This is a genomic window from Streptomyces sp. NBC_00459, from assembly GCF_036013955.1.
Classification (GTDB): Bacteria; Actinomycetota; Actinomycetes; order Streptomycetales; family Streptomycetaceae; genus Streptomyces.
Map to the genome: position 1 here is coordinate 7,673,730 of NZ_CP107903.1, position 13,372 is coordinate 7,687,101.

Below are 13,372 nucleotides of genomic sequence, written 5' to 3' on the forward strand. Positions count from 1 at the left end.
GCTAGAAGTACCCCTCGCGCTTACGGTCTTCCATCGCGGCCTCGGACATCTTGTCGTCGGCGCGGGTGGCGCCCCGCTCGGTCAGCCGGGAGGCGGCGATCTCGGCGATGACGTCGTCCAGCGTCACCGCGTCGGAGTCGACGGCACCCGTGCAGGACATGTCGCCGACCGTGCGGTAGCGGACCTGCCGCTTCTCGACGGTCTCGTCGGCCTTCGGGCCGCCCCACTCGCCGGCGGTCAGCCACATCCCGGCCCGCTGGAACACCTCACGCTCGTGCGCGAAGTAGATGTCCGGCAGTTCGATGCCCTCGCGGGCGATGTACTGCCAGACGTCCAGCTCGGTCCAGTTGGAGAGCGGGAAGACGCGCACGTGCTCGCCGGGCGCGTGCCGCCCGTTGTAGAGGTTCCACAGCTCGGGGCGCTGGCGGCGCGGGTCCCACTGCGAGAACTCGTCGCGCAGCGAGAACACCCGTTCCTTGGCCCGGGCCTTCTCCTCGTCGCGCCGGCCACCGCCGAACACGGCGTCGAACTTCTCGGCCTGGATCTTCTCGGTCAGCGGCAGCGTCTGGAGCGGGTTGCGGGTCCCGTCCGGACGCTCCTTCAGCACCCCGCGGTCGATGTACTCCTGGACGGAGGCGACGTGCAGCCGCAGCCCGTGGGCCGCCACCGCCCGGTCGCGGTACTCCAGGACCTCGGGGAAGTTGTGCCCGGTGTCGACGTGCAGCAGCGAGAAGGGGATCGCCGCCGGGGCGAACGCCTTCAGCGCCAGATGCAGCATGACGATGGAGTCCTTGCCGCCGGAGAAAAGGATCACCGGCCGCTCGAACTCACCCGCCACCTCACGGAAGATGTGCACGGCCTCGGACTCGAGGGCGTCCAGGTGGGAGAGGGTGTACGGGGCATCGGTCGCGCCCCCGTGCGCCTTGGCAACGGTCGTCGTCATGCCAGTCCCCTCTCGGTGAGCAGCGCGTGGACAGCCGCCGCGGACTCCTGGACGGTCTGGTCCTGCGACTCGATCCGCAGATCCGGCGTCTCGGGCTCCTCGTACGGGTCGTCGACCCCGGTGAGCCCGGTCAGCTCGCCCGCGGCCTGCTTGGCGTACAGACCCTTCACATCGCGTACGGAGCACACCTCGACCGGGGTCGCCACATGCACCTCGACGTACGCGGTGCCGCTCTCCTGGTGCCGCTTGCGCACGGCCTCGCGGCTGTCCGCGTACGGCGCGATCACCGGGACCAGCGTCTTGACGCCGTTACGGGCGAGCAGCTCGGCGAGGAAGCCGATGCGCTGCACGTTCGTGTGCCGGTCCGCGCGGCTGAAGCCGAGGCCCGCCGAGATGAACTCACGGATCTCGTCGCCGTCCAGCACCTCGACGAGGTGGCCCTCCTCGCGCAGCCGGCCGGCCAGTTCGTACGCGATGGTGGTCTTGCCGGCGCTCGGCAGACCCGTGAGCCATACGGTGGCTCCGGTCGTCACTGGTATCTCCTGGTCCTCGGGGGTCGCGGTCTCGGTCTGGGGCATCAGCCGTGCAGCCCGCACTCGGTCTTGCCGCGGCCCGCCCAGCGGCCGGCGCGCGCGTCCTCGCCCTCCAGCACCCGGCGGGTGCAGGGCGCGCAGCCGACGGACGCGTAGCCGTCCATCAGCAACGGGTTGGTCAGTACGCCGTGTTCGGCGACGTACGCGTCCACGTCGTCCTGCGTCCAGCGGGCGATCGGGGAGACCTTGACCTTCTGCCGCTTCTCGTCCCAGCCGACGACCGGGGTGTTCGCCCGGGTCGGGGACTCGTCGCGGCGCAGGCCGGTCGCCCAGGCCGCGTACCCCTTGAGACCCCGCTCCAGGGGCTCCACCTTGCGCAGCGCGCAGCACAGGTCGGGGTCGCGCTCGTGCAGCTTCGGTCCGTACTGGGCGTCCTGCTCGGCGACCGTCTGGACGGGGGTGAGGGTGAGGACGCGGACGTCCATCACGGCCTCGACGGCGTCGCGGGTGCCGATGGTCTCGGGGAAGTGGTAGCCGGTGTCGAGGAACACGACGTCCACGCCGGGCATGGCACGGGAGGCGAGGTGGGCGACCACCGCGTCCTCCATGGAGGAGGTCACGCAGAAGCGCTTGCCGAAGGTGGCGGTGGCCCACTGGAGGATCTCCAGCGCGGAGGCGTCCTCCAGGTCACGTCCCGCCTGCTCGGCGAGCGCCTTCAAGTCGTCGGTCGTACGGTCTTCCTGAACCGTGGTCATATCTCGTCCCCTCCGGTTTCCCGGTGCTGAAGTCCGCGGGCGAGGAGCCCGAGGAACTTCAACTGGAAGGCTCGATTGCAGGCTCCGCATTCCCAGGCGCCGTGGCCGCCCTCGATGGATTCGTTCGGACGCAGGTCCTCGTCGCCGCAGTAGGGGCAGTAGAAGGGGGCAGCGCGCTCGCTCACGACAGCGACTCCTCGCCGGCCCGCGCGGCCCACGTGGCGAACCGCTCGCCGTCCTCGCGCTCCGCCTGGAAGTTCTTCAGCACGCGCTCGACGTAGTCCGGCAGCTCCTCCGAAGTCACCTTCAGACCACGGACCTTGCGGCCGAAACCGGCCTCCAGACCGAGGGCGCCGCCGAGGTGGACCTGGAAACCCTCGACCTGCTCGCCCGCGTCGTTCAGGACCAACTGGCCCTTGAGACCGATGTCCGCGACCTGGATACGGGCACAGGCGTTCGGGCAGCCGTTGATGTTGATGGTGATCGGCTCGTCGAACTCCGGGATACGGCGCTCCAGTTCGTCGATCAGGGAGGCGCCGCGCGCCTTCGTCTCGACGATCGCGAGCTTGCAGTACTCGATGCCCGTGCAGGCCATCGTGCCGCGCCGGAACGGGGACGGCTTGACTGTCAGGTCGAGCGCCTCCAGGCCCTCGACGAGCGAGTCGACCTGAGCCTCCTCCACATCGAGCACGATCATCTTCTGCTCGACGGTGGTGCTGAGGCGGCCCGAGCCGTGGGCCTCGGCCAGCTCGGCGATCTTCGTCAGGATCGTGCCGTCCACGCGGCCCACGCGCGGGGCGAAACCGACGTAGAAGCGGCCGTCCTTCTGGCGGTGCACGCCGACGTGGTCGCGCCAGCGCTCGACGGGCTGGGCCGGAGCCGGGCCGTCGGTCAGCTTGCGCTTCAGGTAGTCGTCCTCCAGGACCTGGCGGAACTTCTCCACGCCCCAGTCGGCGAGCAGGAACTTCAGGCGGGCGCGGGTGCGCAGCCGCCGGTAGCCGTGGTCGCGGAAGATCGAGATGACGCCCTCGTAGACGTCCGGGACCTCGTCCAGCGGGACCCAGGCGCCCAGACGCTGACCGATCTTCGGGTTGGTGGAGAGACCGCCGCCGACCCACACGTCGAAACCGGGGCCGTGCTCGGGGTGCTCCACGCCTACGAACGCGATGTCGTTGATCTCGTGCGCCACGTCGAGCAGCGGCGAGCCGGAGATCGCCGACTTGAACTTGCGGGGCAGGTTCGAGAATTCCTTGTTGCCGATGATCCGGCGCTGGATCACCTCGATGGCGGGCGTGCCGTCGATGATCTCGTCCTCGGCGATCCCGGCGACCGGCGAACCGAGGATGACGCGGGGTGTGTCACCGCAGGCCTCGGTGGTGGACAGGCCGACCGCTTCGAGCCGGTTCCAGATCTCCGGGACGTCCTCGATACGGATCCAGTGGTACTGGACGTTCTGCCGGTCCGTGAGGTCGGCCGTGCCACGCGCGAACTCCTGCGAGATCTCGCCGATCACCCGCAGCTGGGCGGTGGTGAGCCGGCCGCCGTCGATCCGGACGCGCAGCATGAAGTACTCGTCGTCCAGCTCCTCCGGCTCCAGGATCGCGGTCTTGCCGCCGTCGATCCCGGGCTTGCGCTGGGTGTACAGGCCCCACCAGCGCATCCGGCCGCGCAGATCGTTGGGGTCGATCGAGTCGAAACCCCGCTTGGAGTAGATCGTCTCAATGCGTGTCCGCACATTGAGACCGTCGTCGTCCTTCTTGAACTGCTCGTTCCCGTTGAGCGGGGTGAAGTGACCCGCGGCCCACTGACCCTCACCACGGTGACGGCTCACCTTGCGGCGGGGCGCGGCGGCAGGGTTCTGCGGGGTGGCGGCCATGTTTTTTGGTCCTTCGGGACAGGCGGAAAGCGGCTCTTACCTGCGCATAAGGGCGCATGGTCAGACTGGCGCGGCTCTGCGCAGGCTGAGGCAAAGGGGAGGGCGCGGCGGTGCTGAGGGCTCTTCAGCTCGCCGGACAGATGGCGCTGGACATGCGGCCGAGGTCGACGTGCCGCCGACTCACCAAGGCAATCCCAGTTCCAGACATGACGGAAGCGTGTCACGGCGATCTGGACACAGTCCAGCATTGTCCGCCATGCGGACACCCTTGTCTCGTACGGTGAGACAGGGGTGTCGTCGGTCACATGGCGGGGTCACGACAGGTCGAACATCTTGCGGCCGACCGTTCCCGACCAGGTCAGATGCGGTGTGCGCCCGGCCAGGGTCCGGGTGCGGCCACCTCCGCCTCCTCCTCGACCTTGGTGTCGAAGAGGGCGAAGCCGCGGCGCAGATAGTTGTCCATCGCGTGCTCCCCGTCCTTGCTGCATGTATGCAGCCAGACCCGCTTCGTCGGCGCCAGCCCAGGCCAGCGGTCCCCGAGGTCCCAGGCCCGGGCGGCCCCGTACGCCAGCAGGTGTCCGCCGATGCGCCGGCCGCGGAAGGCGGGGAGCAGACCGAAGTAGACGATCTCCACGGCCCCGTCGTCCTGGGGCTCGAACTCCACGTACCCGGCCGGGGTGCCCCGGTCGTAGGCGACCCAGGTCTCCACGCCCGGCCGCTCCAGGTGTTCCTGCCAGCGCGCGTACGTCCAGCTCAGCCGGTCGGTCCAGCGGATGTCGCCACCGACGGAGGCGTACAGGAAGCGGCTGAACTCGGGCGAGGGGACCTCGGCACGGACGATTCGTACGTCCCCGTCGGGCCCGGCTGCGGGCAGCAGATCGGTCGGTGCGGTCTGTTCCAGGGACCAGGTGGTCACGGCGATGTTGCTCATGACGGCCAGGGAATCATCCGGACCGGTGGACTGTCGATCGCCTGCGTCCCGGTGTGGGCTCACCAGGACCTCCGACGGGGGCGGGCGCTATTTCAGGGAACCGGTGACCGACGACAGCGTTACGGCGTACAGGACCCGTTCCGGGATCGGTGTCCCGCGCCAGCCGGATCGCTCGTCCGCGGCCAGCTCGGTCAGCGACCAGAGTTCCCCGGTGCCCTCCCAGTACGACAGGGACTCGGCGTGTTCGCCCCAGCAGCGGCGGGACTCGCCGTCGGAGCCGCAGCGGGCGGCCTTCGCGCCGTCGGAGTCGAGCCGCCACAGGGTGCCGTGCCGGTCCTTGGCGTTCGGGGCGAGACCGACGTACCAGTCCGCCTTCTCGTCGCCCGCGGACCGGTAGGACAGCACACCCTGGATGCCGGTGGCCTTCGTCGAGTAGGCCTCCACCGCGTTCACACGGCCCATGGCGTTGGCGGCGAGCAGGCCGGAACGGTCGCCCGCGCGGCTGAACGAGTAGCGCCAGAGGCGGCTGCGCTGATCGGAGCCGGCCCGGAACGACTCGCTCGCCACCAGGCTGTCGGGCGTGGAGCTGCGGTCCAGCGAGAGGGAGCCGAAACAGGGGGTGCGGTCGTCGGCCGCCGGGTCGCACGTGCCACCGGTCAGGCTGTACGAGGCGACGGCGGGCATGACGTACCCGTACCCGTGCGCCGACCAGCCGCCGGGCACCCGGCCGACCGCCTGGCTGTCCACCGAGGCGCGTTGGATGCGGTTCATGTCGTAGACGTACAGGGACTTGCGGTCGGTGTCCGTGGCGGAGGCGGTGACCAGCAGTTTGTCCTGGTACCAGACCATCCCGGAGATCGAGGAGGACAGCTTGCGGTAGTTCGAGCCGTCCTCCGTCGGGACGACCAGGAGCACCCAGCGGTACGTCATGTCGCTGAGGTCGTTCGCGTCTATGACGGCGACCCGGGCGAGACTCCGGGAGACCTCGGGCTCGTCCGGTTTGGCGTCGTTGTGCGTCCAGCCGGAGAGGATCACCCGGTTGGCACCCCAACGGCCGTCCTCGTCCGCGTCGCCCGAGGTGGTGACGGACTGCGGCAGCCAGCGCTGACTGGTCGAATCGGCCTCGTCCCAGCAGTACGCACGGGTGGCCGCCGGGGCGACGGGCAGTGCCTCGGTCTCGGTGGGGGCGCACTCGGCCGCGCCGCGCATCGTGCGGTTGGTGTGTTCCAGGACGGTGCTCACACCCACGGTGCCACCCATGGAGGTGGCCAGCCGGTCGAGCGAACTCTTCGAAGCCAGATGCTCCTTGAGCTGGAAGTCCTTCAGTTCGGCGGCGGACGTGACGGACTTCAGAGGCCCCGGGTTGTCGCTGCTCACGGCCTGGGAGGCGCTGACGATGGTGGCCGCGGCGGTCAGGGCGAGGGCGGTTCCGGCGAGAACGCCGCGCAGCGCTCTGCCTCTCTTCTGCCTGCGGTGTCTGCCGCGATGTGTCATTCATCCTCCCGAGGCAGGCCAACTGCGGCTCGCGTTCCGTACGTTGAACCGGGGTCGCAGTGTGGGGGGCCGTGGGATGGATGGTACGTCAGGGGGCGCCGGGCCCGGCCGAATACTCCGGAATCAGTGCCCCTGTGTTGCACTCCGGGACCGTTCGGACGAGTTTTCTCACCCCGATGTCACCGCCGGGTCACTGCGCGTCGCCCGCCGGCCGTTCGCCGGCCCCCGCACCCCGTTCCCGGGCCACGGTCGGTGCCGTCGAGTGGGGCAGCAGATCGCGGGGATCGTCAGGCAGGACGACGGTCACCTCCGCGTCCTCGCTGAAGCGGTACGGGCGGTGGTCCAGGAACTCCCCCAGATACCGACGCATCCGCGACATCTCCGCGCGTACGGTCACGGTGCGGGCCGGGTCGCCGAACACGTCGTCGGCCAGGCCCGCCGCGCTGCGGCCGGCGGGGTGCAGAGCCAGCAGGTAGAGCAACTCGGCGTGCCGGGGACTCAGTTCGTGGGTCCAGGAGCCCGCGGGGCCCGACACCGCCACCGACGAGCGGCGCGGTCTGCGCAGGTCCAGGACGATCCGGGCGGCGCCGCGCGGCTCCGGCTCCGCCGCGGCGCGGATCAGCCAGCCGCCGGCCAGCGGCTCCACCGCGCACAGTCCCAGCGCCGGCAGCCAATGGTGACCCGGCGACAGCGACTTGGGCAGGGCGACGCGGTTCGTGTACGGCAGGCCGGTGACCGCGGCCGTCCAGCCGTCCCGGTCCACCGCCATGGCCCGCCCGACGAGCCGCGCCAGCACCGGCGCCGCCACCGCGCGCAGCCGCTCCAGCGACTGGTGGTGCCGCTCCCGAAGCCGTGCCTCGGCGAGCTTGGCGACCGAGTCGACCCAGGCGAGCGTGGCGGGGTGCACGGTCTCCAGCGGGCCGCTGACATCCACCACGCCGATCAGCCTGCCGTCGCGGGGGTCCAGGATGGGGGCGCCCGTGCACGTCCAGGTGGCGAGCGACCGTACGAAGTGCTCGGAGGCGAAGACCTGTACGGGGCGCCGGGCGACCGCCGGGGTGCCCAGGCCGTTGGTGCCGACGACCTCCTCGGCCCAGTCGGCGCCGGGCTCGATCCCGAACCGGTCGGCCCTGCGCAGTACGCGCGTACTGCCCTCCCGCCACAGCACCATGCCGTTCTCGTCCGCGACGAGCATGATGTGCTGGGCGGTGTCCGCGACCGACAGCAGTCCCTGTCGCAGCACCGGGAGGACATGCCGCAGCCGAGAGGTCTCGCGCCGCCGCTCCAACTCCTCGTTGGTCAGCAGCCCCGTCCGGACGCCGTGGTCGGGGTCGACACCGCTGCGCAGCATGCGGTCCCAGGACTGGTCGATCACCGGGCGGGGAGCCAGGCGCGGTCGCTGTCCGGTGAGGCGGGCCGCGCGTACGTCACTGAGCAGCCGCGCCGCCTGCGCCGCGTCCCGGGCGGCGAGTCGTGTGACGTCCATCGGCGGGTTCGCCACTGTGTCCTCCCGGCCCGTATTGACTCGATGTCTTATGGTGCCGCCCCGGGGGAGCGAAGGACCACAGTCCGCCCACAGACGCCAGCAAGTTGCAACCCCCTGCAACCCTGGTGAACCGCCCTGCGGTGGCTGAAACTTGGGCGACACCGCCGCGCGGCGTCCGTGCTCCCGATCGATGCGGGACAAGATCGATGCGGGGCAAGTGGGCGGGGGTGGTGCCGTGTCGGCGCAGCACCACCCCCGCCACATGAGCGGTCGAACGGTTACGCCACCGGCCGTGCCCGCTCCACGACCGACGCCAGGTCCAGGGTGTGCGGGAGGGTGCCGAAGGCGCTGCCCCAGTCGCCGCCAAGTCGCGAGGCACAGAACGCGTCGGCGGTCTCCGGGGGCGCGAACCGGACCAGCAGCGAGCCCTGGAGCACCAGCGCGATCCGCTCGACCAGCCGCCGTGCCCGTCCCTCGATGCCGTCCAGGTCGGCGAGTTCGGTCAGCAGGTCCTTGATGGCACCGTCCAGACGGTGGTCGGCTCCGCGCGCCTTCCCGACCTCCTGGAGGAACGCGTTGAGGGCGGCGGGCTCCCGCTGGATCGCCCGCAGCACATCCAGCGCCTGGACGTTCCCGGCGCCCTCCCAGATCGAGTTGAGCGGAGACTCGCGCAGCAGCCGGGGCATGCCCGACTCCTCGACATAGCCGTTGCCGCCCAGGCACTCCGACGCCTCCACCACCAGCGGGGTGCAGCGCTTGGTCACCCAGTACTTCGCGGCCGGCAACGCGAGCCGCAGGAACGCCCGTTCCTGCTCGCCGCCGTCGTCATAGGCGGCGGCCAGCCGCAGCGCGAGCGTCGTCGCCGCCTCCGACTCCAGGGCCAGATCGGCCAGCACGTTGCGCATCAACGGCTTGTCGACCAGCTTCCCGCCGAAGGCCTCGCGGTACGTGCAGTGGTGTACGGCCTGGGCGACCGCCTGCCGCATCAGCGCTGCCGCGCCGAGCACACAGTCGAGCCGGGTCGCCGAGACCATCTCGATGATGGTGCGCACCCCGCGCCCCTCGTCCCCGACCCGGCGCACCCACGTCCCGTCGAACTCGACCTCGGCGGAGGCGTTGGACCGGTTGCCCAGCTTGTCCTTGAGCCGCTGGATCCGGAACTCGTTGCGCGTGCCGTCCGCCAGGACGCGCGGCAGCAGGAAACAGGTCACCCCGCCGGGGGCCTGCGCCAGCACCAGGAAACCGTCCGACATGGGCGCCGAGCAGAACCACTTGTGGCCCGTCAGCGCGTACGTCCCGTCCTCGGCGAGCGGCCTCGCGACGGTCGTGTTGGCCCGTACGTCGCTGCCGCCCTGTTTCTCCGTCATGCCCATCCCGAAGAGCACACCGGCCTTCCGGTCCGCCCGCCCGAGCCCCTCCTCGTAGACGGTGGACGTCAGCCGGGGCTCCCACTCGGCGGCGAGCGCCGGGTCGGTGCGCAGCGCGGGCACCGCGGCGTGGGTCATCGACAGCGGGCAGCCGTGCCCCGCCTCGGCCTGCGACCACACCACGAAACCCGCGGCCCGCCGCACATGCCCGCCCGGCCGTGTCCAGGCCGCCGTCATACCGGCCGAGACGCCCTTGCCGAGCAGCCGGTGCCAGGCCGGATGGAACTCCACCTCGTCGATCCGGTTGCCGTACCGGTCGTGCGTCCGCAGTTTCGGGGGGTTCTCGTTGGCGAGCGCTCCCCATTCCTGCACCTGCGCGGAACCGGCGGACCGTCCCAGTCCGGAGAGGTCGTCCCGGGCTTCGTCCAGAAGCCCGGGGTCCAGGTGCCGCTCGACGGCCGCGACCAGGGCCTTGTCGGCGGTGAACACGTCATATCCGACCAGGGGCGGCACCTGGTTGGTCACGGTGTGGGTGCTGGCTGCCATACGAGGAACCTACCGCCCCTGCCGACTGACCAGGAGTGAGCCCGTTCAGCCGCACGCCCCGAACGGTCCTGGGCGTGGCCCGGCCCGGGAGGCCCCGGACCGGAGGCCGCTGGTGGACACAGCCCGGTGCGGCCCGACCCTGTGGGTGTGCCAGAGGCGACGCGGGCCCTGCCCCGTCCTCCGGTGGAGCAGGGCCCCGCACGCCGGCGAGCGGACGATCGTACGAGCCGGCTGGTCAGGCCACGACCGTTCCCGCGGGTCAGGCCGGCCGGGAGAGTGCCGCCAGTTCGTCGGAGGCGAGGGACGCCAGATTCTGGCCGGCGGCCCGCTCGCCCTGGATGGCCTCCAGCCAGCCCGGGTGGTACACGGTGTCGAGGTAGCGCTCGCCGAGGTCCGGCGCGATCGCCACCGCCGTGAGGTCGCTTCCGTCGTGCCGGGCCAGCCACTGGGTCGCCCCGCTGATCACCGTGCCCGTGGACCCGCCGAACAGGAAGCCCCTGGAGGCCAGCCGGCGGCAGACGCGCACCGCGTCCGGTTCCTCGACGTGGATCACCTCGTCGAGGTACGACTCGTCGAGCAGCGGCGGCCGTACGCTCGTGCCCAGGCCCGGGATCATCCGGGGTCCGGGCGGACCACCGAAGGTGACCGAGCCGACAGCGTCCACGGCGACGATCCGCACCCGCCGGTTCCACTGCCAGAACCAGCGCGCGCAGCCCATCAGCGTGCCGGTGGTGCCGGCCCCGACGAACAGGACGTCCAGGCCCGGAAACCGGCGGGCGATCGACGGCGCTGTCGTGCGGTAGTGCGCCCGCCAGTTCCCTTGGTTGTCGTACTGGTTGAGCCAGACATACCGCTCGTCGGAGGCACACAGCGCGCGGACGTAACCGATCCGGGCGCCCAGGAAACCGCCGTGCAGATCGGGCCGGTCGATCACGTGCACCCGGCTGCCCAGCGCCTCCATCGTGCGAATCGCCTGTGCGTTGCAGCGCGAGTCCGTCACGCACAGGAACCGGTAGCCCCGGCTCGCCGCGAGCACACTGAGCGCCACGCCCAGATTGCCCGACGAGGACTCCACGAGAACGGACCCCGGCCGCAGCCTGCCGTCCCGTTCGGCGGCCGTCACCATCTCGTAGGCGGCCTTCATCTTGATCGAACCGGCGAAGTTGAAGCCCTCGCACTTCAGGAAGAGGGGGAGCCCGACGGTGGCCCGGAGGTCGACGTAGAGCTCATCCTCGTTGAAGTCCGATGGTTGGGAAATGACTGGCATGTTGTCCCCCTGTGTGCGGCGCGCCTGTGTGCGGCGCGCCTGATCTGTGGCACGGCACCCGGTGACCGGGGCGCTGCGGCCGACCCCCCTGACGGGGTCAGCCGTGCCGGCGCAGTTCGTGGAAGAAGCCGTCGACGACACGCAGTTCGCCTCGGCGGGCCACCTCGTCGTGGACGAACCTGCCGACGGCGAGGTCGAGCACCCCGAGGCCGAAGGGCGAGAACACCACCGGCCGGTCCACCGGGACCTTTGTGCGCCCGGTGAGTACGTCGTCCAGCGTGCCGTCGATGAACTCCCGGCCGCCGGTGAGCTGTTCGGCCAGATGCGGCGAGGTCTCCGCCTTCAGACAGTGCTCGACATCGTCGACGTAGTTCGCCGAGGCGAGCAGGATCTCCGGTGCCAGGTCGCGCAACGAGACGTGCAGGACGAGCGGATGGTGGTCGAACCACGACACGTCGTGGATGTGCGGTTTCGCGGCGACGGTGGCGAACACCAGCAAGTCGCTGGACCTGACCAGTTGTTCGGCGCTGTCGTGCACGATGACCTTGCCGCCGCCGCCGTCCGACCGCTCCAGATAGCCCCGGAAGCCGGCCGCGCTGTCGGCGGACAGGTCGAACACGCCCGTCTCGTCGAACTCCCAGCCGGTGGCGGCCAGATAGGTGTGGATGTAGCGGGCGATGAGCCCGGTCCCGACGAACCCCACCCGCGTGGGCCGGATACGCCCCCGGCTCAGCCGGCCGGCGGCCAGCGCGGCCGAGGCCGCCGTGCGGGAGGCGCTGATGATGGAGCTCTCCAGACAGGCGAACGGATAGCCGGTGTCGTGGTCGTTGAGGATCAGCACGGCCGACGCCCGCGGAATCCCGGCCGCCACGTTCTCCGGAAAACTGGACACCCACTTCAGCCCGTCCACATGCACGTCCCCGCCGATCGACGCGGGCAGCGCGATGATCCGCGACGACGGACGGTCGGGGAACCGCAGGAAGTACGAGGGCGGGTTCACCGAGTCCCCGGCCCCGTGCAGCCGGTACACCGCCTCGACCAGGTCGACGACGTCCGACTCCCGCCCCTGGAGGGCCTGTTGGACCTGCTCACCGGAGATGACGGAGAACGGCGGGACCGTGACAGGGTTCGTGGTCATGAGGCTGTCCCTTCGGTGGAGTCGGTGCGGCGGACCGGGTCGGCGAGGGCGGCGAGGACCTCGCGGGGCCCCTCGAAGGGCTCCCGGCTGTGTGCCGTACGGATGTTGTCGACGAGCAGCAGATCGCCGCCGCGCCACGGTTCGCGCACGGTGTGCGCCTCGTACACCTCGTTGAGGATCTGGACGACGTCCAGACCGATCGGATCGCCGTTGCCGTAGCGGGTGTTGAAGGGGAGACCGTCGGCGCCGTACACGTCGACCAGGTACTCGTGGACCTCCGGGTCCATCGTCCACTCGTTGAGGAAGGCGATCTGGTTGAACCAGCAGCGGCGACCGGTGACCGGGTGGCGCATGACGGCCCCACGGCGCTGGCGGGTGCGCAGGGAGCCGTCCAGCTCCCAGGCGAACTCGATGGCGTGGGCCCGGCAGTACCGCTCGACCGAGGCCCGGTCGGAGGTGCCGAAGGCCTCGGCCACCGTCGCGCCTATCTCGTCGTTGAAAGTCCGGGTGAGCAACCACCCCTCCCGCTCGAAGCGTTGGACGAGTTCGGCGGGCAGCGCGTCGAGCACGGCCGCCGAGTCGGCCACCCCGGTCGCGCCGCCCTCGGCGGGCGCCTCCAGACAGGCGAACAGCAGCAGGCCGGGGAACTCCTGCGCGTAGCTCAGCTCGTGGTGCATGCACATCGGCTGGTTCGGCGGCCACTTGGAGGACGAGTACACGCCGTCGGCGTACCGCCGCCGGGGCGCGAAGGCCTCCTGGTCGCTCATCAGGCCGTCGGCCAGCCGCCGCAGGACGGCGCCGGTCGTGGCCGGCTCGTGCAGGCCGAGGCCGCGCACCAGCAGCGAGCCGTGCTCGGCGACGGCAGCGCGCAGCGCGTCCCGGTGGACGCCCGCCCACTCGGCGGGGTCGGCGACGGGCGGGGTGCGCAGGGTAGGCGGCCGGCCGGGGAGCAGCTCGATGCCGGGAAGGACGGCCTGGGGTACGGGAGTCGAGGTCGACGAAGCGGATGAGAGTGTCATGGTGTCGTTCCTTTCGG

The 13,372-nt window shown here is 70.8% G+C and carries 13 protein-coding genes; all 13 read right to left on the reverse strand.

Annotation, left to right across the window (positions count from 1 at the left end; all coding sequences use genetic code 11):
• Window position 1 precedes the first annotated feature (1 nt).
• The 13 genes from cysD to OHN74_RS33945 all read right to left on the reverse strand — a co-directional run bounded on the left by cysD (window position 2) and on the right by OHN74_RS33945 (window position 13,355).
• On the reverse strand, window positions 2-943 hold the full coding sequence (gene cysD / locus OHN74_RS33885) for a sulfate adenylyltransferase subunit CysD (RefSeq protein WP_327698367.1): 942 nt from the start codon (window positions 941-943) through the stop codon (window positions 2-4).
• Window positions 940-1,521, reverse strand: coding sequence for an adenylyl-sulfate kinase (gene cysC / locus OHN74_RS33890; RefSeq protein WP_327698368.1), 582 nt, complete (start codon window positions 1,519-1,521; stop codon window positions 940-942). Before cysC ends, cysD begins: the two co-directional genes overlap by 4 nt.
• Window positions 1,521-2,231: a phosphoadenylyl-sulfate reductase gene (locus OHN74_RS33895; RefSeq protein WP_327698369.1), complete on the reverse strand. Its 711-nt coding sequence runs from the start codon at window positions 2,229-2,231 to the stop codon at window positions 1,521-1,523. Before OHN74_RS33895 ends, cysC begins: the two co-directional genes overlap by 1 nt.
• Window positions 2,228-2,416: a hypothetical protein gene (locus OHN74_RS33900; protein ID WP_327698370.1), complete on the reverse strand. Its 189-nt coding sequence runs from the start codon at window positions 2,414-2,416 to the stop codon at window positions 2,228-2,230. The genes OHN74_RS33895 and OHN74_RS33900 overlap by 4 nt, the downstream gene beginning before the upstream one ends.
• Window positions 2,413-4,107 carry a nitrite/sulfite reductase gene (locus OHN74_RS33905; protein ID WP_327698371.1) on the reverse strand — a complete coding sequence of 565 codons (1,695 nt, stop codon included), beginning with the start codon at window positions 4,105-4,107 and terminating at the stop codon, window positions 2,413-2,415. Before OHN74_RS33905 ends, OHN74_RS33900 begins: the two co-directional genes overlap by 4 nt.
• 124 nt (window positions 4,108-4,231) lie before the next feature.
• Window positions 4,232-4,315, reverse strand: a complete 84-nt coding sequence (locus OHN74_RS33910; RefSeq protein WP_309486338.1) for a putative leader peptide — start codon at window positions 4,313-4,315, stop codon at window positions 4,232-4,234.
• 150 nt (window positions 4,316-4,465) lie between these two features.
• A complete protein-coding gene (locus tag OHN74_RS33915; protein WP_327698372.1) occupies window positions 4,466-5,038 on the reverse strand; it encodes a GNAT family N-acetyltransferase in 573 nt (190 codons plus the stop codon).
• Between the two features lie 87 nt (window positions 5,039-5,125).
• Complete coding sequence (locus OHN74_RS33920) at window positions 5,126-6,532, reverse strand: hypothetical protein (RefSeq protein WP_327698373.1); 1,407 nt, start codon at window positions 6,530-6,532, stop codon at window positions 5,126-5,128.
• A 190-nt stretch (window positions 6,533-6,722) separates the two neighbouring features.
• A complete protein-coding gene (locus OHN74_RS33925; RefSeq protein WP_327698374.1) occupies window positions 6,723-8,018 on the reverse strand; it encodes a helix-turn-helix domain-containing protein in 1,296 nt (431 codons plus the stop codon).
• A 278-nt stretch (window positions 8,019-8,296) separates the two neighbouring features.
• Window positions 8,297-9,931, reverse strand: a complete 1,635-nt coding sequence (locus OHN74_RS33930; protein WP_327698375.1) for an acyl-CoA dehydrogenase family protein — start codon at window positions 9,929-9,931, stop codon at window positions 8,297-8,299.
• A gap of 259 nt (window positions 9,932-10,190) precedes the next feature.
• A complete protein-coding gene (sbnA, locus tag OHN74_RS33935) occupies window positions 10,191-11,198 on the reverse strand; it encodes a 2,3-diaminopropionate biosynthesis protein SbnA (protein ID WP_327698376.1) in 1,008 nt (335 codons plus the stop codon).
• Between the two features lie 97 nt (window positions 11,199-11,295).
• Window positions 11,296-12,336, reverse strand: coding sequence for a 2,3-diaminopropionate biosynthesis protein SbnB (sbnB, locus tag OHN74_RS33940; protein WP_327698377.1), 1,041 nt, complete (start codon window positions 12,334-12,336; stop codon window positions 11,296-11,298).
• Window positions 12,333-13,355 carry a TauD/TfdA family dioxygenase gene (locus tag OHN74_RS33945; RefSeq protein WP_327698378.1) on the reverse strand — a complete coding sequence of 341 codons (1,023 nt, stop codon included), beginning with the start codon at window positions 13,353-13,355 and terminating at the stop codon, window positions 12,333-12,335. Before OHN74_RS33945 ends, sbnB begins: the two co-directional genes overlap by 4 nt.
• Window positions 13,356-13,372: the final 17 nt, after the last annotated feature.